The organism is Sutterella massiliensis (assembly GCF_016899755.1).
Classification (GTDB): Bacteria; Pseudomonadota; Gammaproteobacteria; order Burkholderiales; family Burkholderiaceae_F; genus Sutterella; species Sutterella massiliensis.
Genome location: NZ_JACJJC010000001.1, coordinates 182,310 through 201,707, shown reverse-complemented (window position 1 = coordinate 201,707; position 19,398 = coordinate 182,310). Strand labels below are relative to the sequence as shown.

Sequence of the window (19,398 nt, the reverse complement as noted above, 5' to 3'; positions counted from 1 at the left end):
ATGTTGGAAAAGACTTTTACTTCCGTTGTCGAGCTGTCTCGCCTCCTGAAGGATCGGCAGATTTCCGCCGTGGAGCTCGCTGAGTTTTATCTGCGCCGCATTGAAGAGCACAAAACGCTCAATGCTTACCTTGACGTGCGTCCCGAGGCGACGCTCGCGCAGGCTGCTGAAGCGGATCGCCGCATTGCAAGCGGCGAGGCTGGTCCCCTCACGGGCATTCCCGTGGCGCACAAGGACATTTTTGTGACGAAAGAATGGGCTTCTACTGCCGCGAGCAAGATGCTTGAAGGCTACATGAGCCCGTTTGACGCGACCGTCGTCCGTCAGCTCAAGGACGCCGGGATGGTGTGTTTGGGCAAGCTCAACTGCGACGAGTTCGCAATGGGCAGCGGCAACGAAAATTCCGCTTTCGGAAAGGTGCATAATCCCTGGGATCCCAACGCCGTGCCCGGTGGCTCGTCGGGCGGCTCCTCAAGTGCCGTTGCTGCGGGCCTCGCACCGATCGCGACCGGTACCGACACCGGCGGCTCGATTCGCGAACCAGCAGCCTTTACGGGCGTTACGGGCATCAAACCGACGTACGGTCGTCCCTCGCGACTCGGCATGATTGCGTTCGCCTCTTCGCTCGACACTGCCGGTCTTCTCGGTCAGAGTGCCGAAGACTGTGCGACGGTGCTCGGTGCCATGGTCGGTCATGACCCGTGGGATTCGACTAGTGTCGACATGCCTGCCGAAGACTTCACGCGCGATCTTGACAAGGGCGTCAAGGGGCTGCGTATCGGCGTGCCGCGTCAGTGGATGGGCGAAGGCCTCGACAGCGAAGTTGGCGCCGCAATCGACGAAATGCTTCGCGAGTACGAGCGTCAGGGGGCTAAGATCGTTGACATCGATCTGCCGACCGCACGCCTGGGCGTTCCTGTTTACTACGTTGTTGCCTGCGCTGAAGCGAGCTCGAATCTTTCGCGTTTTGACGGCGTGCGTTATGGCCACCGTGCGGCAGAGTACACAGACATCATCGACATGATGAAGCGTTCGCGAAACGAGGGCTTCGGTTCCGAACCGAAGCGTCGCATTATGATTGGCACCTACGTGCTCTCGCACGGTTACTACGATGCGTATTACCTCAAGGCTCAGCGTGTGCGTCGTCTGATCGCTAACGAATTCCATGAAACCTTCAAGTCGGTTGATGCCATCGCCTGTCCGGTGACGACGGGTACGGCCTACGACTTCGGCGCCAATGCCGATCCGGTTTCGGCATACCTTTCCGATCTCTACACGGTTCCGGCTTCTCTTGCCGGGTTGCCTGGTATTTCCATGCCTTGCGGCTTCCACTCGAATGGTCGCCCGATTGGCGTGCAGCTCTTGGGCGAACACTTCACGGAAGCCCGACTCTTCGGGATGGCCGCGGCGTGGCAGCGTGCGACTGATTGGCATCTGCGCCACCCGGCTGGCTATTGATTGGCCTCTCAGTTAAAAGGAAATCGACATGAAGTGGGAAGTCGTTATTGGCCTCGAGACGCATGTTCAGCTCTCGACCCATTCGAAAATTTTCTCCGGCGCGCCCTGCCATTTCGGTGATGAGCCCAATCGCAACGCGTGCTATATCGACCTTGCGCTCCCTGGGGCACTTCCGGTACTCAACAAAGGGGCCGTTGAGAAGGCGATCAAGTTCGGCCTTGCGATCAAGGCAAAAGTCGCCAGTCACTCGGTATTCGACCGCAAGAACTATTTTTATCCCGATTTGCCGAAGGGCTATCAGATCAGTCAGTTCGAGTTGCCCGTCGTTGTGGGCGGCGAGCTGACGTTCCCCGTCGAACCCAAGGACGGTGAACCCTATGTCAAGACCATTCACCTGACGCGCGCGCACCTGGAGGAAGATGCGGGCAAGTCGGTACACGGCATCGTAGCTGGTCACTCGGGTATCGACCTTAATCGAGCCGGCACTCCGCTTCTTGAAATCGTGACCGAACCCGAGCTGCGCTCGGCTGCGGAAGCCGTCGGCTACGCCAAGGCGCTTCATGCGCTCGTCGTCTGGCTCGGCATCTCCAACGGCAATATGCAGGAAGGCAACTTCCGCTGCGACGCCAATGTGTCCGTTCGTCCCGCTGGTCAGAAAGAATTCGGCACGCGCTGTGAAATCAAGAATCTCAATTCGTTCCGCTTCCTGCAGGAGGCGATCGAGTACGAGGTGCAGCGCCAGATTGAGGTGATTGAGGACGGTGGCAAGGTTGTCCAGGCCACGCGTCTTTACGACCCGCAAAAGGGTGAAACGCGTTTGATGCGTACGAAAGAAGACTCCATGGATTACCGCTATTTCCCGGATCCGGACCTTCTGCCGCTTGATATCAGCGACGAGTGGGTTGAGCGCGTTCGCAGCGAAATGCCCGAGTTGCCCGAAGAAATGCGTGCGCGTCTCGTGCGTGAATTCGGCCTGCCCGAATATGATGCTTCGATTCTTACGTCCGGCCGCGACATTGCCGACTACTACGTTGCGGTGGCCGCGCTCGTTAAGGACAAGAAGATGGCGGCCAACTGGGTGATGGGTGAGGTGGCTGCCGCACTCAATCAGACCGAAGGCTTGACGTTCGCTCAAGCGCCCGTGACGCCTGAGATTTTGGCTCGAATTCTCGAACGAGTCGCCGACGGCACTATCAGCAACAAGGGCGGTAAGACTGTGTTCGCCGCCGTCTGGGCTGGCGAAGGCACCGATATCGACTCGCTCATTGAAGCCAAGGGGCTCAAGCAGATCTCGGACACAGGCGCGCTCGAAGCGATCGTTGAGGAGGTTCTTGCTAAGAACCAGCGCTCGGTTGAAGAATTCCGCGCCGGCAAGGCCAAGGCGCTCAACGCGCTCGTTGGTCAATGCATGAAGGCGACGAAGGGCAAAGCCAACCCCGCGCAACTCAACGAACTTCTTCGTAAGAAGATCGGTGCATAAGCGGGCTACTGCGGGTTAGGTCTGCAGTGCAACCGACAAAGAACGGCGATACCCTTTCGGGATCGCCGTTCTTTTATCGCTTGAAGCGCTTGAGCGATCAGGCACCGTATTTCTGGCGATAAGCCGCTACGGCATTGCGGTACTGCGCGACGCTTTGAGCTTTTTCGGAGCCGCTGTCCATGAAGGCGAGCAGATCCTTGAGACTGATGATCGAAACGACCGAAAGGCCGAGGTGTTCTTCAACATCCTGAACGGCGCTCGTCGCGGTGAGTTCGGTGGCCGTGCCGCCGCGCTCCATGCGGTCAACGGCAATGAGTACACCCGAAGGCGTAGCACCTGCGTTAGTGATGATCTTGACGGATTCGCGCACGGAGGTGCCCGCAGAGATCACGTCGTCAATGATGACAATCTTGCCCTTGAGCGGGGAACCGACGATGACGCCGCCCTCTCCGTGATCTTTTGCCTCCTTGCGATTGAAGGCCCAGGGCACGTCACACCCCAAACGAGAGAGATTGATCGCAACGCTTGCGGCAAGCGGAATGCCCTTGTAAGCCGGGCCGAAGATCATGTCGAACTCGATCTTGCCCGCATCGCGGGCGGCCAGCAGCGTCTGTGCGTAAAAGGCGCCGAGCTTGTCGAGAAGCGCGCCCGTGTTGAAGAGGCCCGCGTTGAAGAAGTAGGGGGAAAGACGGCCTGCCTTGGTCTTGAACTCGCCAAAGCGCAGGACATCGGCCTCAAGGGCAAATTCGATGAATTGCTGCTGGATCGTCTGCATGATGAGGTTCGGTAAAAGCTAAAATTTTCGGCTTTTCAGCTGCTTGTTCGCACTGAATCAAGTTGCTCCGCTCGCCGGAGTGCCTGCATTATAGAGCCGGCTTTTTTCGACTTACTTCCTGAGGTTGTCGAACAGCTGAGGTACGCGCCGTTCGACCGATTTGTTTGGGGTTTTCGCATGTTTCGAATAATGAGCTTTAATGCCAACGGCATTCGTTCTGCCGCTCAGAAGGGTTTCTTCGACTGGTTCGACCGTACGGAGACTGATGTGCTCTGTGTGCAGGAGCTGAAAGCGCAAGAGAGCGATCTTGGTGAGCAGTTCACGCATCGTACGGGCTACAAGTGCTTCATGCACACGGCGCAAAAGCGCGGCTACTCGGGTGTCGCGCTCTGGAGCCGTATCGAACCTAAAGACGTGCGGATCGGATTCGGTAGCAGCGAATTCGACGCAGAGGGACGCTACGTTGAAGCCAATTTCGGGAATCTCACAGTTATTTCAGCGTATTTCCCATCGGGAAGCTCGAGCGAGGAACGCCAGCAAGCGAAATTTCGTTTTCTCGACGAGTTTCTGCCGCATATGGACACCCTGCAGGCTTCGGGGCGCGAAATCGTTCTGTGCGGCGATATCAATATCGCCCATAAGGAAATCGACCTTAAAAATTGGAAGTCCAATCAGAAAAATTCGGGCTTTCTGCCCGAAGAGCGCGCGTGGATGACGACTCTCTTTGAGAAGCACGGTTGGGAAGATGTTTTTCGCCGACTCGATCAGCGGCCGGAACGCTACACGTGGTGGAGTCAGCGCGGACAGGCTCGTTCGAAAAACGTCGGCTGGCGCATTGATTATCAGATCGCAACGCCCGGGATTGCTGGTCTGGCCAGAGCAACGGATATTTACGCTCAGGAAAAATTTTCCGACCATGCGCCGCTTTGGGTCGACTACGATATTTCGGTGGACTGACGGGGATTCTCCAAAATGAGACTGGACGATCTGCTTTTTACGCAGGGCTTCGGCACGCGTTACGACTGCCGCCATATCGTGCTTTCGGGGGCAATTTCGATTGACGGCATCGTGCACGACGATCCGGATGAAGAGGTGAGCTGCGAGGGCCTTGTCTTTTCATATCGCGGCAAAGAGTGGCCCTATTTCGAAAAGGCGATCATTGCGCTTAATAAGCCTGCTGGCTACGAGTGTTCGATGAAACCTTCGGCGCACCCGTCCGTTATGAGTCTGCTACCCGGGCAGCTGCGCACCCGTCGTGTTCAGCCCGTCGGACGGCTTGACGTCGACACGACGGGACTTCTTCTCTTGACGGATGACGGCGCGCTATTGCACAGGCTTACTCACCCGAAGCGGCATGTGAGCAAGGTTTATGAAGCAACGCTCAAGCATTCGGCCGCTGATGATCTCTGTGCGCGACTGCTCGCGGGCGTCGTGCTTGATGATGACCCGAAACCCGTCTTTGCCAAAGAAGTGCAGCTTGTCGACGGAGCACGCAGGCATCTGCGTCTGACGCTTACGCAGGGGAAATACCATCAGGTGAAGCGCATGATTGCCGCATGCGGCAATCGTGTTGAAGCGCTGCACCGAAGCGCAGTTGGCCAGTACCGACTGCCCGACGGCTTGGCGCCAGGCGAGTGGTGCTGGCTCTCAAGTGCGGATGAGATCTTCGGGACGCGCACTTGATGCTCAAAGTCCAGAACAATTCGACTGCTCGTGCACCCGGCCGGTTTGCCGTTTGGCGCGTCTATTTGGAACCCAACAGCATCCGGATGCTCTTTTTTGGCTTCAGTTCCGGTTTACCGCTTCTGCTTGTGCTTGGCACACTCGGCTTTCGACTTCGCGAGGCAGGTGTAGAACTGACGACGATCGGTTTTCTGTCTTGGGTTGGCTTGGTTTACGGTTTTAAGTGGCTCTGGGCACCCGCTGTTGACCGGGTGGCGCTACCGTTTCTTTCCACGAAACTTGGGCGACGTCGTTCGTGGCTACTTGCTTCGCAGATTGCGCTCTGCACGGGACTCGTTCTGATGGCGCTTACCGATCCGCAAGCGACGCTGATGCCGCTCGCTGTGGCAGCTCTTTTCAGTGCTTTTGCTTCTGCGACGCAAGACATCGCGCTCGACGCTTACCGAATCGAATCGGCTGATGGAAAGCGGCAGGCCGCGCTCGCAGCGATGTATCAGGCTGGCTATCGTCTCGGGATGATTTGGGCTGGGGCAGGCGCGCTTGCGTTTGCTGCTTGGGCACAGGCTGATGGCGTAGCGTACGACCCGAATGGTTGGCGGGTGAGTTATCTCATCATGGCGGCGTCTGTTGGCGTGGGCATTTTTGCGACGCTTTCGGCTCGGGAGCCCGAGAGCATTGTGCAGTCTGCTGCACCGAGCAAGGCGTCAGCGTGTCGCGCCTTTAGCTTCAAAGCGCTGGCCGAGCCAGTCACCGACTTCTTTCGACGTTTCGGTTCGACGGCGGTGCCGGTTTTGCTTCTGATTGCTACGTATCGAATCGCCGATATATTGATGGGCGTGATGGCCAACCCCTTCTATGCTGATATCGGCTTTACGAAGGCGGAGGTGGCGGGCATTACGAAGGTGTTCGGTGTTTTGATGACGCTTACGGGCGCATTTGTGGGCGGCGCTGCCACGATGAAGTTCGGCGTTATGAAGACGCTCATGTGCGGCGCACTTCTGTCGAGCCTTACAAATTTTCTTTTTTCTGTATTGGCCGAAATCGGGCCGAGCGTTTGGTTCCTTGCCGTGACTGTTTCGGCCGACAACCTCGCCTCCGGGCTTTCGGCTGCCGCATTTCTCGCCTATTTGTCTGGGCTCACGTGCAGGTCGTACACTGCGACGCAGTATGCGCTCTTTAGTTCCCTCATGTTGATGCTGCCCAAATTCCTGGCAGGCTTCTCTGGCCTCATGGTGCAGTCGCTCGGCTACAGCAACTTCTTTTCCGTTACGGCTTTGATCGGCCTGCCGGTTTTTTCACTCGCGTGGTACGTTTCGCGTCTCGGCGTGAAGCGCATTGAGGAGCTGGAGCGGAATTGAACCGCTGATCAGCTGCGATTAACGGCGGCGGCGAAGAGCCGTTCTTCCGGGGGCTTTTTTACCGGACGAAATGGACTTACCGGGGGCGACACGCCGCTCCTCCTTGGGAAGAAAGCCTCGAGTCACGGAGGCGATCTCTGCGCAGCTCATGGCGAGGTCTTCCTGCGCTTCCTTGAGGTTTTCGAGCGGGCTTTCTAGTTCGAGATCATTTCGAATGTCTTCGAGGTCTCCAATCTCGTCTTCCGGCAGGTGGCGCAGAATACCGAGAAGCGCGCTATTGACAAGCTCATCGTCGGAATCGGCAAGCCCCGGCCATCGGTTCATGGCTTCAAGGAACCCAGAAGCAAAGGGGGCGAGCGCACGAATTCCTTCCCAGCCGCCAACCGGACGGCCGCGTTCGTCTTCAATGTCGTAAGTGATGGGATCGATCGGTCGAACATGCCGCAGCGTCGACTCGATTGAGCGGTAGCGCCGGTAAATGAGCTCTTCGAGTCGGGCTTCGTCAGCTTCGTCAGCTAGCGCAGCTTCCGTTCGACCGTCGGCGTCCAGGATGAACGGCATCCATTCGCTCGGTGTAATGCGTTGCGGTAGAAGCGCGATTGCTGTTAGAAAGCCGTCCATGTGGTCTGCTTCCATCGGCTCGAAAGGCGCGGGCATAGCCGCAAGGAGCTCGCCGAGCTCGACGAATTCTTCGTCTTTGAGCGGAACGGAAAAGGGGTCAGGCATCGACATGAACGTTCTCCTTAACGGGGTTGGCAAGCGCGAACTCTGCGATGGCTTTCCGGGCACTTTCGCTGCTTTTTCGTCGAATCAGGCTTCTGGCAAACTCTTCACAGGCCTCAAGATTTAGGGTGAGAATTCGTTCCTTCACCGAGGGAATGTGTGAGGAATCCATGGAGAGTGCGCGGCAGCCTAGCCCGATGAAGAACGGCGTGAGATCCGCGCGACCGGCCATTTCGCCGCAGACCGAAATGTCCTTGCCCGCACTCAGTACGCGCTTGATGCTTTCGGAAATAAAGCGCAAAACGGCCGGATGAGTTTCTTCGTAGTAGCTCGAGACAGCCGCATTTGTACGGTCCACAGCAAGGGTGTACTGCACGAGGTCGTTTGTGCCGAGCGAGAAAAAGTCAAGCAGCGGAATAAGGTCACCGAGCATGGCGATCGCTGCCGGTGTTTCGATCATGCCGCCCACACGAACTTCGTCGCAGTAGCGCAGATTGTCGCGTTCAAGTGAGTTCTTCGCTTCTTCGATAGCTGCAAGCGCGTTGCGCACGTCTGCCAGACTCGAAATCATCGGCAGCAGAATTCGAACGGATGTGTTGACGCCTGCGCGCAGAATGGCGCGCAGCTGCGTCTGGAAGAGTTCTGGATAGGCGAATGAAAATCGCAGCGCACGCAGTCCGAGTGCCGGATTGGCTTCGTCTATAGGTTCTTCCTCAAGAAGTGACATAGACTCTTTCGAGAGCATTTTGTCGCCGCCGAGGTCGGCCGTTCGGATCGTGACGATACGATCTTTCATGCCGCGGATGATTTTCCGGTAAGCGCCTGTTTGCTCTTCCTCGCTCGGCAGGTCCGTTCTGTTCAGATAGAGGAACTCCGTTCTGAAGAGGCCGATACCCTCGGCGCCCGCACGGCGGGCGTCCGTTAGGTCTTCCGAGAGTGCGATGTTGGCCCAAAGCGAAATGACTGCACCATCCTTTGTGACGGCCTTGGCTGTTTTGAGCTTAACAAGCTCGCGGCGGCGGGCGCGAATTTCGCGCATGAACTTTGCTGCCTTTTTCTTCTCGGCAGCGTTTGGACCGATGCGCAGGATGCCTTTTTCTGCGTCGACAAGAACTTCGTCGCCGCTTTGTACCTGTTCGAGTACGTCGTGTACGCCGACAAGGGTCGGGATTTCGAAGCTGTGCGCAAGAATCGCTGCGTGGCTCGTAACGCTCCCTTCGGCCATGACAATGCCGACAATGTCTAGGTCGTCGCGTTCTCTGAGCTGCAGCATGTCCGCAGGATCAAGACTGTCGGAAACGAGAATGACCGGCGCGTCGACGGCGTCGGCGCTCAGCAGGCTCTTGGCACTGCGGCGTCCCGCGAGTACGCGCTGGATGCGTTGAAAGACCCATGCGATGTCTTCAATGCGCTCGCGAAGGTAATCGTCTTCGATCTGTTCAAAGTCGCGTCGAATTTGTTCAAGTCGCAGCGATAGGGCCCACTCAGCGTTAACGAGTTTTTCTCGGATGATCACGCCCGTTTCGGAAATGAGCGTCGGATCTTCAATGATCGAGCGGTGTACGTCAAGGAACGATGCGGCCTCGTTGAGCGTTTCGTCTTCAAGCTCGGAAGAAAGTCCTGCGAGATCCTTGCTCACCGTAGCTGCGGCCATTCTCAGGCGCTGCAGTTCGCCGCGAACAGCGCTCGATTCGATTTGGAACTGCGAAATCTCAAGGTCGGATGACGAAAAGAAAAAAGCGGTGCCGCAGGCGACCCCCGGGAACACTGAAAGGCCCTGCAGATCATCTGACTGCGTTGCGGTGACAGGCGCCGTTTCTTCTGGAGCGGCGTCGGTGCGTGCGGCAGCGGGCGATTCGCCGACAGCCGCAGGGACAGCGGATTCGGACGAAATGTCGCAGGGGTCTGCGGGCTTTTTTTCAGCCATACGATAGAGCTCAGATGTCATTCGGCTTCGCCGAATCGGTTTGTGAAGAGTTCGGTTAGATGCGCGAGGGCCTCGTTCTCGTCAGGGCCATTCGCACTGAGCTGAAGCGTCGTGCCGCAGGGCAGAGCCATAGTCATGAGCCCCAGAATGGATTTGGCGTCAACGGATCTTTTCTCGTGCGTAAGTGTGATCGACGAGCGATAGAGATTGGCGGCCTTGGCGAGCTGCGCCGAAGGTCTTGCGTGCAGGCCGAGCTTATTGAGAACGGAAATTTCTACCGTTTTCATGCCTCTGTTCCTTCGGGCACTCTGCCGATGCGAGAGGAAATACCAGCGTGTGCCGCCCCCTCGGCAAGCGTCATGACCTGATTGACCGGCGCGTCCTTCGGCGCCGAGAGCGCTGTGATGATCGCAGGCAGATTGACGCCCGTAACGATCCGTACTTTCGGGTCGTCGAGAAAGTTATGAGCAATATTGGACGGCGTGGCGCCGATGAGATCCGTGAAGATCAAGATGCCGTCGTTGCACCTAAGACCGTCGATCAGCTTGGCGGCATGCGCGATGCCCGCATCGACATCGAGATCGGCGGGCACGTCAAAACAGGCAATGCCGTCGCAGCCCGCATCTTCCGTCGTACTGTAGATATGCTGACTGCAGCTTTTAAGCGCGGACGCGAGCGGTGCATGGGCGATGATGCATATCCCGACCACGAGGATTTACTCCAACAACTAAACGCAGGCAGTTTAGCATTGAGGCTGTAAGGGGAGAATGGAAGATATCCGACAGTCCCCGTTCTCTCATCCCTTTTTAACTAAAAAAGACACGATATGGCTTTGATTCAATTTAGCTCGGTTGCTGCTGGGCCCTTCATCATGTTTAAGGAGACGGTGGAGGAAATCTTTAAAACGATTTCCGAACCTTTTTCGCCGAAAGGAGCCTGGGGGGCAGAGGATTTGTCGGATGTGTTGCGTCGACTTGAGGCGGCGGAAGTGCGAGACAAGGCCGAAGCCAGGCGGCGCGAAGAGGAGCTCGAAGCCATGAGCCGAGCGTCTTTTTGCTTCGATCCCGCAATGAAGGGGCGAGAAGAGGAATTGGCAAAGTTAATAAAGGAAAACGAAGCCCGCATCAATTTCTATCAGCGAGTTGTGCCCCTCAAGAGCATGATTCAGCGTGCGATCAAACACAAAAAGCCCGTTATGTGGGAAATGATGGGCGGTTGACTCTGCGTGGGGTGTACTTAGAAGAAGCCGACGTCGACGGCAAAGAGACGCTCGATCTTCGATATTAGCCGTCGATTGGGGATGAAAATGATGACGTGGTCTTCCGATTCGAGGACCGCGTCGTCGTCCGGAATAAGAACACTCTGCCGGCCCTCTTCGTCCTCACGCAGGACGGCAGCGAAGCGACACCCTTCGGGAAGTTTTATTTTAGAGAGCGGCCGGCCGACCACCTTCGAATTTTCTTTGCCGCCGTGAGCAACGATTTCAAGCGCTTCGGCAATGCCGTGGCGCAGCGTATAGGCTGCCGTGACGTCGCCGCGGCGAACGAAGCGAACGAGTTCATCGAGTGCGGCCTGAGTCTGAGAAACGGTGACGTCGATTTTTGAGCCCTCAATCAGCTCGCCGTAGACGCGGCGGTTGACGAGCGCAATAGTGCGTTTGGCCCCCAAGCGCTTCGCGAGCATGGCCGAAAGGATATTGTTTTCGTCATCGGGTGAAAGCGAAATGAAGAGGTCGCAATTTTCTACGCCGGCCGAGGCGAGCGTTTCTTCATCGTCGAAGTCTCCGCAGAGTACGGTGGCCTCGTCACCGAGTTCGACGGCGAGTTTTTCCGCTTTATCCGGATCAGCTTCAATGATTCGGATGTTGGCAGGTCCCGTCGGATCGGTGCGGTTTCGACCGCGGAAGGCGCCGACGAGGCTACGCCCCATGTCAATGCTGCCTGCAACGATAAGGCTGCGGACGATGCCCGCACGCCGGCGTAGCTGCGTTGTTGCAAGCCGCGCGTGGCGACTGTCGCAAAGAATCAGCACTTCGTCGTCTGCTTCAATCAGCGTTCTCGGGCGCAATTCGATAATGCGGCCCTTGCGGAAGATCGCGACAATGCTCGCACAGGCATGCGGGATGTGCGCCCGAAGCTCGCTGACAGGGCCGCCGACCATGGGACTCCCTGCTTCGGCGCGTACTGCCACGAGTGCGGCTGTTCCATCCCCGAACTCCTTCACCTGCAGAGCTTCGGGCATCTCGACAAGTTTGACGATGTAATTCGTGAGCGCCTGTTCGGGCCAGATGAGGGTCGTGGCTGCAAAGCCTTCTTCCTTGAGAATGCGGGGAAAGTTTCTTAGTTCGCTGTTACGTACGCGCGCGATGCGCGTCGGAATGTTGAAGATTCGCTCGGCAAGCAGACAGACCGCAAGATTCGTTTCGTCGCTCGAGGTGACTGCTAGAAGCATGTCCGTATCATCGGCACCGGCCTCTTTAAGTAGCGAAGGGCTCACTGCTTCGCCGATGAGTCCGCGCAAGTCGTAGCGGGCCATCAGGCCCGCGATATTGTCGACATTGCGGTCGATAAGCGTAATGTCGTTGGCTTCGGAAACGAGGCTTTCCGCAACCGCAGAGCCAATGCGGCCCGCACCGATAATCAAAATCTTCATGGCAATCGAGCCTGCCAGCCCCCGTCGGGTGGCCGGTCTTGAAAAGGCGGATCAGGTCTGGGATTTCGGATCAAGCGCTGCACCCTCAGGCGCGTGAAGCAGTTCCGAATCCTGTAGCGCACCGCCCGTTTGAACCAGCGCGTTTGTGCCGTTCGCAGTGTGCGAAGCGACTTTTCGTGGCGCCTGCGGGCCGTGCGTGAAAACGAGCGGATCCTTGTCGAGGCCGAGACGGCTCGCTTCGCGGTAGGACTCCATATCGATACCGAGCGAACGAACCTTGCGGTAAAGGTGCGTGCGCTCGAGTCCGGCGTGGCGAGATAGTCCCACAACCGAGTGGTTGACGAAGCGCAGAACTGTGAGGAAGTACGCGCGTTCGATGGTTAAGAGCACCTCTCGGAAGGGCTTGTTGAAGTCGAGCGTGAGGTTGTATTCGGGAATGTCGAAAGTCGGCAGATTGGGTCGATTTTCCATCATGCGGCGCCGACGTCGTCGACTGTCCTCTGCGGCGCGCTCGGCTTCCTCTTTGACCGTCTTCTCATGCCACTTGATGAGCGCAAGATCGATGGCATTGAGGAGCTTCTTAAGGGAAATCGGCTTTTCGAGGAAGTCGACTGCTCCTTGGCGAAGCGCCTCTTTGGCGGATTCGATCGTAGCGTGTCCCGACATGATGACGACCGGGAACTGAAGCTGGTTTTCCCGATTCCACTCTTTGAGAAGTTCAAGACCGTCCATCCCCGGCATCCAAACGTCAAGAAGTACCACGGAGTACTTGTGATCCTTCACAAGCTCCTTAGCTTCCTGTGCATTGGCCGCCGTTGTTACGTAATGTCCAGACTCCACCAAAATTTCGGAGAGGACGTTGCGTATGCCGAGTTCGTCGTCGACTACGAGGATGTCTGCCATACCTTGCTTCGTAATGAGGTTGATCTTTAATTGTACTTTCAGCGTCCGCCTTTCGCTTCAAGACGCTTGAAAATGATGTCCACCTGCGCCCCCATGATGAGGCATCCCGAGGAATCGGTTCGGTTCGAGAGGCGAATTGAGGCGTCGTGCTCGTCAAGGATCTTCTTGACCATCGGGAGGCCGAGCCCCGTACCCGTTTCTTTCGTGGTGACGTAAGGCTCAAACGCTTTCTCTAGAATCGTGCTGCTGAAACCCACACCGTTGTCGCTGATGCGAAGTAGTACCGCACTGCCGTCCGTATCCGTACCGATGCGTTTGGTTTCGATCACGATTTCGGGACGATCGCCTTCTGTGGCGTCCACACTGTTCGAGATAAGGTTGTGTAGCACCTGCCTGAGCTGCGCCGGGTCTGCTTCAATTCCCGGAATGCGCTCGTCGAGCTTGAGCCGAACAGGGACATCCGCATCGTGGTAGAGCTGCGCGGCTTCCGTGAGGAAGTCGTTGAGCGAAATGAGCGAAAGCTTCGCAGCGGGAATTTTCGCGTATTCGCGGAAGTCGTTCACCATTTGCTTGAGCGCGTCGACCTGTGTCGTGATGGTCGCAATTGCTCGATGCAGAAGGTCGATATCCTCTTCGCGCTGTAACTTGTCTTCGAGACGCATCTCAAGCCGCTCGGCCGCGAGACGAATCGGCGTGAGCGGGTTTTTGATTTCGTGCGCAAGACGTCGAGCGACTTCACCCCAGGCGGTGGCGCGTTGCGCGGCCATGAGTTGCGAGACGTCATCAAAGACGAGTACGAGGCCGTTAGCGCCAGAGCGCAGCGGCATGAGCGAAATCTTGATGAAAAGCGGCGTACGGTGCGAGGCTTCGCCATTCGATCCGCTTGGGTTCGCGTTGAGCTCATACTCAAGACCGACAGTCGGTACTTCGCCGAGCGCGAGCGTAATTTTTGCATTGCTCGCCGTCTGTGCTAGATCCGGAGCCTTTGCGCGGAGGTCGCTGCCGGGTTGGCAGAGGCTTGCCCCAAGAATCTTTTTCGCTGCCGGGTTGGAAGAAACGGTTCTGTAGTTAGCGTCAAGCACTAGAACGCCTGAAGAGATGTTTGCAAGCACGCGCTCGAGGTAGGCTTGCGCCTGTTCGGCCTTGAGGCGTTGCGCTTCGATGCCGCGGCGCGATTCGGCAACTTCGCGAATCATCGTATTGAAGGATTGCGTCAGGACGTTGATTTCGCTGTTGCCGTGGAATTCTCGGATCGGACGGTAGTTACCGTCGGCTACACGACGCGTGCCCTGTTCGAGCTGCATGACGGGTTCGGTCGTTTTACGGGCAAATGCCAGTGCAGCGGCAATGGCGCCGAAAGCGGCGAGGAGCAGCACGAGGGAAAGCGTACTTGTATAGATCGTCTGTAAAGAAGCGCGAGAAAGTACGAGCGTCTGATAGTCGCGATAGCCTGCTACCAGCTCGGCCGCATTTTTCGTTGTTTCACTCGAAACGGGTTGAATGACCTGCAGATAGAACTGCGGCTGGCGGCTGCCAACGGGCAGGAGCGCGTTGCGACTGGTCGGCGCAACGGGATCGACCGACAAGTCGTCCGCATCGGCAATCGGTACGATAACGCGGATCGAAAGTTGACTCGATTCGGTGATCCCGTCGGGATTCTCGAGCGCATCACCGTCGATTACGCTGTAGATGCCTGCAGATCGGACGGTCTGTAGCTGCAACGGCGTTGGCAGGTCGGGCAACATTACGTTAATGCGAGAACCCGCGGCTGCAACGGCTGTGCCGCTGCCCGTGAAGACGAGCGCCTCCATGTTCTGACGCCCTTCGAGCAGGTGCATCAGGTCCGACATGATGAGCGAAGCCGGCGTATTGGCCAGCATTTCGGCCATGTGCCGCGCCGCAAGCTCCGTTTGTTTTTGTTGCTCGGTGAGAATGCCGCGCGTGATTGTCACGCCGGAATCGAGGGCGCGCTCGACACGTACGTCGAACCACGAGTCGATGGAACGGGAAATGAAGACGTTCGAAACGATATAAATCGTGATGCAGGGGATGAGCACGATGAGCGCCATGACCCCGGCGAGCTTTGATGTCATGTGTGCGCCGAATTCCCCCGCGCGAATGCGTTGCCAAAGTCGAACGATCATGGCGACAACAACGGCAAAGAGCAGTACGGCGATGGCGCGGTTGACAATGCTCAGCACTGGGAACCACTTCTCAAAAAGCTTCGAATCGGAGCTCGTTGCTGCGAGTCCAAACAGCGAAATGCCTGCGACGGCAAGCGCCGCAATGAAGAGATATCGAAGCCAAGAAGGCATGCCGCGCTACTCCACGGGAACTTCTACGACATCCGAGGGGATTGGGACGGGGGCCCAGTCGCTCTCGACTGTCCAGTCGACGGAGTCGTTTGTCGTGACCTGCATTGGTTTGGGCAGCTTTTCCGTATCGAGGAAAAAGCGGATTTCCGCGGCAAAATCTTCCGTGTTGGTAACCGCACCGCTCGGCGCGACTCGCCATCGGCGCAGACTTTTGATGTAAGGAAGCGCCTGTTCGAGGGAGTCGAAGTTGAGCGAAAGTCCGTTGTAGGCTACGCCGTAGCGTCGCGTGAGAGGATTGAAAGCAAGGCGAATTGTGAATTTGCTTTCTGCAACGGGTTTGTCGAACCAATACCAGCGCGTTTGCACGAGCGAAAACTCGTGTGTGAAATAAAGCGAAATCCCGCGATGCAGTGCGTCGATGAGCGGTTGCGGCAGGTCGAATTCGTAGTGGTCCGCCACGAAAAGGCCGGGGCGTTCGCCCGGCTCATCGCGCGTAATTTCCACGGCCAGAAGCGTTGCCTCGACTGCCTGTGCTGTTGCGGGCAGGAGCGCAGTCGCCAAAATGCAGGCGGCAAGCATCACCGCCGCAAGTCGGTTGAGCTTGCAGCGCGTGAGGGCGGCTGGCTGTTGGGCGCAAAAGTACAGCATTTTCAGGCGGTTTTCTGAAGCAATGCGTAGAAGAAGCCGTCGTGAACGGGCGGCTCGAAGGTGAAGCGGTCACGTGCGGCCGCAGCTTCATCATACGTGCTCGACTCCTCACGGGGAAGGAGTGTGAGCATGTTGACATGCGATTTGCCGATCGGTATGCAGCGGGCATCCGCATTTTCTGACATGAAGCGGCGAATCTGTTCGATGCCTTCCTCAGGGAAAATCGAGCAGGTGCAAAAAAGAAGCTTGCCGTTCGGTTTGACCGTCGGCCAAAGAGCTTTGAGAAGTTTCGCCTGGGTTTTCGCAAGCGAGTACGAATCATCGGGACGGCGCGTCCAAGGCACATCAGGCTGTCGCCGGACGATACCGCTTGCGGTACAAGGGGCGTCAAGAAGCACCGCGTCGAACTGTCGACCATCCCACCACGACTTCGGGTCTGCTGCGTCGGCGCAGGTAACGCGTGCAAAGAGGCCGAGGCGCGCAAGCGTTGCTTTGAGAAGTTCTGTGCGCTTCGGATCGATTTCGAGCGCCGTAACCGAGCAGTCAAAAAGTTCGAGCAGGTGTGCGGTCTTGCCGCCCGGTGCTGCGCAGGCATCGAGTACTGCGTCGCCGGGGTTGGGCGCGAGCAAGTGTGCGGCCATTTGCGTGCCAGCATCCTGAACGGAAACGAGCCCCATTGCAAAACCGGGAATTTCTTCAACAGGGCGGGGCGATTCGAGCAGTATGGCCTCCGGGCCGATGCGACGCGCGGCAATGCCGGCTCGGTTCAGAACCTCGAGGTATTCCTCTGGCGTGGTTCTTCTGCGGTTGACTCGTAGCGTGAGTGGGGGCTTTTGGGCAGCAAGCTCAAGGATTTCCGTCCAATGTTCGGGGTGCGCAGCTCGAATACGCTCGATCCACCAGCGCGGCGCGTTAAAGCGCACTTCGGGATCTTCGGCGATTCGGTTTAAAAGCAAAGTTTTTTCCCGAATCGCGCGACGAAGCACAGCGTTGACGAGTCCGGCAAACCGCTCCGTCCGGCGATCGAGCCGAGCGGCTTCAACTGCCTGGTTCACGACGGTGAATTCCGTATACGTACCGCCGAAGAGGAGTGAAAGCGCCGTTTCGACGAGCATCTGTACTTGTGGCTTTGGCTGGCGCGCCATCAAGTACTTTGCTGCGGCATGCGAGCGCGCTCTGGAGCGCTCGCAGAGATAAAGAATGGACTTCAGTGCGGCGCTTTCATGCGAGGCCAAACCCACGCAAGCCGCGTCGAGCATGTCGGCAAAAGAGAGCTTCTGTTGCGAAGCTTGTAACTTCGCGGCGACAACTTTGACGATAAGTCTGCAAAGCGGTAGCTGGCGATGCTTGGGTACAGCAGTGCGCTCCGACTTTGCGCCGATATTTTGGTTTTGCATGGTTAGGCCAGAATTTCGCCGATATCAAAATGAACGCTCTGCAGGAAACCCACTGCCGGCATACGGCCTTTGCCAGGGCGCTGCAGGATGGTTGCTTCAATGGCATTCTTGCCGCAGGCAACAACGAATTTTTGCTTGGCTTCAAGAACGGTACCGGGCTGCGCGTCGCCGTCGTAGGACGTCACTTTCGCAGCCCAGATTTTCATGAGCTCGCCGTTCTTTTCGAACTGCAGGCCAGGAAACGGTGTAAAGGCGCGCAGTCGTCGCTCGATCTGCTCGGCGTCATCGCGCCAATTGATGCGGCTTTCGCTCTTGAGGAGCTTCTCGGCGTAGTTGACGCCTTCTTCGGGCTGTGCTTCGAAAGTGAGAGCTTCTGGTGCTTTGAGTGCGCGAACGATCAGCTCGCCGCCCATGTGCGCGAGTTTCTCCGTGAGCGACTCGCTCGTGTCTTCGGCGGTAATCTCAAGCGAGTCCTTCATGATCATGGGACCAGTGTCGAGGCCGAGCTCCATTTTCATGAGCGTAATGCCCGTTACGGCGTCGCCTGCTTCAATGGCACGAGAAATCGGCGCTGCGCCACGCCAGCGTGGCAGCAGACTCGCATGAATGTTGATCGCTCGGATATCGCTGTTCTTGCCAATGCCCTTGGCGCAGTCAAGAACGGGTTGCGGCAGTATGAGGCCGTAGGCGGCAACGACGAGAACATCTGCGTTTTCTGCGCGCAGCCGTTCGTGAATCGCCGCGCTTTCTTCAGGGGCTTTCTTGAGGCTGAGCGTGAGCGGCGTGATCACTTCAATGTCGTGCTTTTGGGCAAGAAGCTTCACGGGCGAAGCCGTGAGCTTCATGCCGCGCCCGCTCGGTCGATCCGGTTGCGAAAGAACGAGTGAAACGTCGTGACCGGCTTCAATGAGGCGCTCAAGCGCGACAGCCGCAAAATCCGGCGTACCGGCAAAGATAATCTTCATGCTTTCGTTCGGCTCGGCCGGCGGTCCGTCCGTTGCCATTCTCTTCTGATGGGGTGGATCAACGGAGAGCGCGATCGAATCGGCGCACGCTGCGCGGCGTCATTCTCTTTCGGCGATTCCTCTCCGGCTAGACGCCTCATTGTAATGGCGCTAGTTTGATAGGAGTTTCCGACCGAAGACTTGGACCGGTGAAAATCATGCAATTGAAGGAAATTCTACAGAGCGGCGACTTTCGATACGCGTATCGTCGATTCGGCGCCCCCGATGCTCCCGCAGTAGTTCTTCTGATGGGGCTCGGCATGTCGATGGACGCATGGCCGGAAGCTCTGGTCTCCGGACTTTTGGCCGAGGGCTTTCAGGTAATCACGCCAGACAATCGCGACAGCGGCGCTTCTTCGCGATGCGAGAGCTGGCACGTGACAAGGCGAGACGTGTTGGGTGCCATCGCCAAAGCCCTTCTGCGCAGGCCGGTTCAGGGCGAGTACGGTCTTGAAGACATGGCGCTCGATGTCGAGCGCCTGCTTGATGCACTCAATATCCGTCGAGCGCATGTTTGCGGCATTTCACTCGGGGGCATGATTGCCCAAGTGCTCGCCTGTCAGTGTCCGAATCGAACGGCGACGTTGACCTCCATATCCTCGGCCGTTGGCAATCCGGCAACGGGGTTCGGCCGATTGCGAGCTATTGCTGCGGTGCTGCGGCAAGACGGCGGGTCGAAAGAGAATGCCGCTAGAGCGCACCTACAGCGTGTTCTTCAGGCACTCGCTGGCAGCAAGTATCGGCCGACGCCGGCTGACATTGATGAGGCGCTAGGGAAAGCGCACCTTCTGCAGTTCGACCCTCAGTCAGTGATGCGGCAGGTCATGGCGCTTCTCGTGAGTGGAGACCGCTCGGCGCAAGTACGTCAGATACGGGTTCCTTCACTCGTTATTCACGGTACGGACGATCCGCTTCTACCTTATGCCGCGGGCGAGGAGACGGCGCGTCTGATACCGGGGGCGCGGCTTCTGTCGGTCGAGGGACTTGGGCACGGACTGCCCCTCGCGGTGGTCGGTCGATACGTCAAGTGGATAGCCTCGCACTGCCACGCGCACCCGGCATGAAGATCGCCGCA

General features: G+C 57.5%; 18 protein-coding genes. 7 read left to right on the top strand and 11 right to left on the bottom strand.

Annotated features, from left to right (window positions below):
- The gene (gatA, locus tag H6A60_RS00905) at nt 1-1,458 is read left to right on the top strand and encodes an Asp-tRNA(Asn)/Glu-tRNA(Gln) amidotransferase subunit GatA (protein WP_205101455.1); all 1,458 of its coding nucleotides are present in this window, start codon (nt 1-3) and stop codon (nt 1,456-1,458) included.
- Nucleotides 1,459-1,486: 28 nt separating this feature from the next.
- Complete coding sequence (gene gatB, locus H6A60_RS00900; RefSeq protein ID WP_205101454.1) at nt 1,487-2,938, top strand: Asp-tRNA(Asn)/Glu-tRNA(Gln) amidotransferase subunit GatB; 1,452 nt, start codon at nt 1,487-1,489, stop codon at nt 2,936-2,938.
- A 97-nt stretch (nt 2,939-3,035) separates the two neighbouring features.
- Here gatB and pyrE read toward each other — a convergent pair whose 3' ends face one another.
- Nucleotides 3,036-3,713, bottom strand: a complete 678-nt coding sequence (gene pyrE / locus H6A60_RS00895) for an orotate phosphoribosyltransferase (protein WP_205101453.1) — start codon at nt 3,711-3,713, stop codon at nt 3,036-3,038.
- Between the two features lie 177 nt (nt 3,714-3,890).
- On the opposite strand from pyrE, the gene H6A60_RS00890 reads away from it, so the two are divergent.
- From H6A60_RS00890 to H6A60_RS00880, 3 genes are read left to right on the top strand one after another with little or no spacing between them, the layout of a single operon-like run.
- The gene (locus H6A60_RS00890; RefSeq protein WP_205101452.1) at nt 3,891-4,670 is read left to right on the top strand and encodes an exodeoxyribonuclease III; all 780 of its coding nucleotides are present in this window, start codon (nt 3,891-3,893) and stop codon (nt 4,668-4,670) included.
- Nucleotides 4,671-4,685: 15 nt separating this feature from the next.
- Entirely contained in the window at nt 4,686-5,396 is a 711-nt protein-coding gene (locus H6A60_RS00885) for a pseudouridine synthase (protein WP_205101451.1), read from the top strand.
- On the top strand, nt 5,396-6,754 hold the full coding sequence (locus H6A60_RS00880) for an AmpG family muropeptide MFS transporter (RefSeq protein WP_205101450.1): 1,359 nt from the start codon (nt 5,396-5,398) through the stop codon (nt 6,752-6,754). The genes H6A60_RS00885 and H6A60_RS00880 overlap by 1 nt, the downstream gene beginning before the upstream one ends.
- Nucleotides 6,755-6,772: 18 nt before the next feature.
- Here H6A60_RS00880 and H6A60_RS00875 read toward each other — a convergent pair whose 3' ends face one another.
- From H6A60_RS00875 to H6A60_RS00860, 4 genes are read right to left on the bottom strand one after another with little or no spacing between them, the layout of a single operon-like run.
- Nucleotides 6,773-7,486, bottom strand: coding sequence for a YecA/YgfB family protein (locus tag H6A60_RS00875; protein WP_239477498.1), 714 nt, complete (start codon nt 7,484-7,486; stop codon nt 6,773-6,775).
- Nucleotides 7,473-9,404: a phosphoenolpyruvate--protein phosphotransferase gene (ptsP, locus tag H6A60_RS00870; RefSeq protein ID WP_239477497.1), complete on the bottom strand. Its 1,932-nt coding sequence runs from the start codon at nt 9,402-9,404 to the stop codon at nt 7,473-7,475. Before ptsP ends, H6A60_RS00875 begins: the two co-directional genes overlap by 14 nt.
- A gap of 17 nt (nt 9,405-9,421) precedes the next feature.
- Nucleotides 9,422-9,691: an HPr family phosphocarrier protein gene (locus H6A60_RS00865; protein ID WP_205101448.1), complete on the bottom strand. Its 270-nt coding sequence runs from the start codon at nt 9,689-9,691 to the stop codon at nt 9,422-9,424.
- Nucleotides 9,688-10,113, bottom strand: a complete 426-nt coding sequence (locus H6A60_RS00860; RefSeq protein ID WP_338054818.1) for a PTS sugar transporter subunit IIA — start codon at nt 10,111-10,113, stop codon at nt 9,688-9,690. Before H6A60_RS00860 ends, H6A60_RS00865 begins: the two co-directional genes overlap by 4 nt.
- Before the next feature lie 117 nt (nt 10,114-10,230).
- Here H6A60_RS00860 and H6A60_RS00855 point away from each other — a divergent pair, with 117 nt between their 5' ends.
- Complete coding sequence (locus tag H6A60_RS00855) at nt 10,231-10,623, top strand: DUF1840 family protein (RefSeq protein WP_205101447.1); 393 nt, start codon at nt 10,231-10,233, stop codon at nt 10,621-10,623.
- A 17-nt stretch (nt 10,624-10,640) separates the two neighbouring features.
- Here the strand turns inward: H6A60_RS00855 and trkA are convergent, their stop codons facing one another.
- The 6 genes from trkA to fmt are packed head-to-tail and all read right to left on the bottom strand — an operon-like array spanning nt 10,641 to nt 18,284.
- Nucleotides 10,641-12,056 carry a Trk system potassium transporter TrkA gene (gene trkA, locus H6A60_RS00850; protein WP_205101446.1) on the bottom strand — a complete coding sequence of 472 codons (1,416 nt, stop codon included), beginning with the start codon at nt 12,054-12,056 and terminating at the stop codon, nt 10,641-10,643.
- 51 nt (nt 12,057-12,107) lie between these two features.
- Nucleotides 12,108-12,959 carry a response regulator gene (locus H6A60_RS00845; protein ID WP_205101445.1) on the bottom strand — a complete coding sequence of 284 codons (852 nt, stop codon included), beginning with the start codon at nt 12,957-12,959 and terminating at the stop codon, nt 12,108-12,110.
- A 38-nt stretch (nt 12,960-12,997) separates the two neighbouring features.
- Nucleotides 12,998-15,274, bottom strand: coding sequence for a sensor histidine kinase (locus H6A60_RS00840; protein ID WP_205101444.1), 2,277 nt, complete (start codon nt 15,272-15,274; stop codon nt 12,998-13,000).
- A 6-nt stretch (nt 15,275-15,280) separates the two neighbouring features.
- Complete coding sequence (locus tag H6A60_RS00835; RefSeq protein WP_239477496.1) at nt 15,281-15,922, bottom strand: DUF4390 domain-containing protein; 642 nt, start codon at nt 15,920-15,922, stop codon at nt 15,281-15,283.
- Nucleotides 15,923-15,924: 2 nt separating this feature from the next.
- On the bottom strand, nt 15,925-17,319 hold the full coding sequence (gene rsmB, locus H6A60_RS00830) for a 16S rRNA (cytosine(967)-C(5))-methyltransferase RsmB (RefSeq protein WP_205101443.1): 1,395 nt from the start codon (nt 17,317-17,319) through the stop codon (nt 15,925-15,927).
- Nucleotides 17,320-17,321: 2 nt separating this feature from the next.
- Nucleotides 17,322-18,284 (bottom strand): methionyl-tRNA formyltransferase, encoded by a 963-nt coding sequence (gene fmt / locus H6A60_RS00825; protein WP_205101442.1) that lies wholly within the window; start codon nt 18,282-18,284, stop codon nt 17,322-17,324.
- Between the two features lie 197 nt (nt 18,285-18,481).
- On the opposite strand from fmt, the gene H6A60_RS00820 reads away from it, so the two are divergent.
- Nucleotides 18,482-19,387 (top strand): alpha/beta fold hydrolase, encoded by a 906-nt coding sequence (locus tag H6A60_RS00820; protein ID WP_205101441.1) that lies wholly within the window; start codon nt 18,482-18,484, stop codon nt 19,385-19,387.
- Nucleotides 19,388-19,398: the final 11 nt, after the last annotated feature.

Bases quoted from the DNA above. Each gene is read 5' to 3' on its own strand.
- gatA (WP_205101455.1), top strand. From the start codon at position 1: ATGTTGGAAAAGACTTTTACTTCCGTTGTCGAGCTGTCTCGCCTCCTG.
- gatB (WP_205101454.1), top strand. From the start codon at position 1,487: ATGAAGTGGGAAGTCGTTATTGGCCTCGAGACGCATGTTCAGCTCTCG.
- pyrE (WP_205101453.1), bottom strand. From the start codon at position 3,713: ATGCAGACGATCCAGCAGCAATTCATCGAATTTGCCCTTGAGGCCGAT.
- H6A60_RS00890 (WP_205101452.1), top strand. From the start codon at position 3,891: ATGTTTCGAATAATGAGCTTTAATGCCAACGGCATTCGTTCTGCCGCT.
- H6A60_RS00885 (WP_205101451.1), top strand. From the start codon at position 4,686: ATGAGACTGGACGATCTGCTTTTTACGCAGGGCTTCGGCACGCGTTAC.
- H6A60_RS00880 (WP_205101450.1), top strand. From the start codon at position 5,396: ATGCTCAAAGTCCAGAACAATTCGACTGCTCGTGCACCCGGCCGGTTT.
- H6A60_RS00875 (WP_239477498.1), bottom strand. From the start codon at position 7,486: ATGTCGATGCCTGACCCCTTTTCCGTTCCGCTCAAAGACGAAGAATTC.
- ptsP (WP_239477497.1), bottom strand. From the start codon at position 9,404: ATGGCTGAAAAAAAGCCCGCAGACCCCTGCGACATTTCGTCCGAATCC.
- H6A60_RS00865 (WP_205101448.1), bottom strand. From the start codon at position 9,691: ATGAAAACGGTAGAAATTTCCGTTCTCAATAAGCTCGGCCTGCACGCA.
- H6A60_RS00855 (WP_205101447.1), top strand. From the start codon at position 10,231: ATGGCTTTGATTCAATTTAGCTCGGTTGCTGCTGGGCCCTTCATCATG.
- trkA (WP_205101446.1), bottom strand. From the start codon at position 12,056: ATGAAGATTTTGATTATCGGTGCGGGCCGCATTGGCTCTGCGGTTGCG.
- H6A60_RS00845 (WP_205101445.1), bottom strand. From the start codon at position 12,959: ATGGCAGACATCCTCGTAGTCGACGACGAACTCGGCATACGCAACGTC.
- H6A60_RS00840 (WP_205101444.1), bottom strand. From the start codon at position 15,274: ATGCCTTCTTGGCTTCGATATCTCTTCATTGCGGCGCTTGCCGTCGCA.
- H6A60_RS00835 (WP_239477496.1), bottom strand. From the start codon at position 15,922: ATGCTGTACTTTTGCGCCCAACAGCCAGCCGCCCTCACGCGCTGCAAG.
- rsmB (WP_205101443.1), bottom strand. From the start codon at position 17,319: ATGCAAAACCAAAATATCGGCGCAAAGTCGGAGCGCACTGCTGTACCC.
- fmt (WP_205101442.1), bottom strand. From the start codon at position 18,284: ATGAAGATTATCTTTGCCGGTACGCCGGATTTTGCGGCTGTCGCGCTT.
- H6A60_RS00820 (WP_205101441.1), top strand. From the start codon at position 18,482: ATGCAATTGAAGGAAATTCTACAGAGCGGCGACTTTCGATACGCGTAT.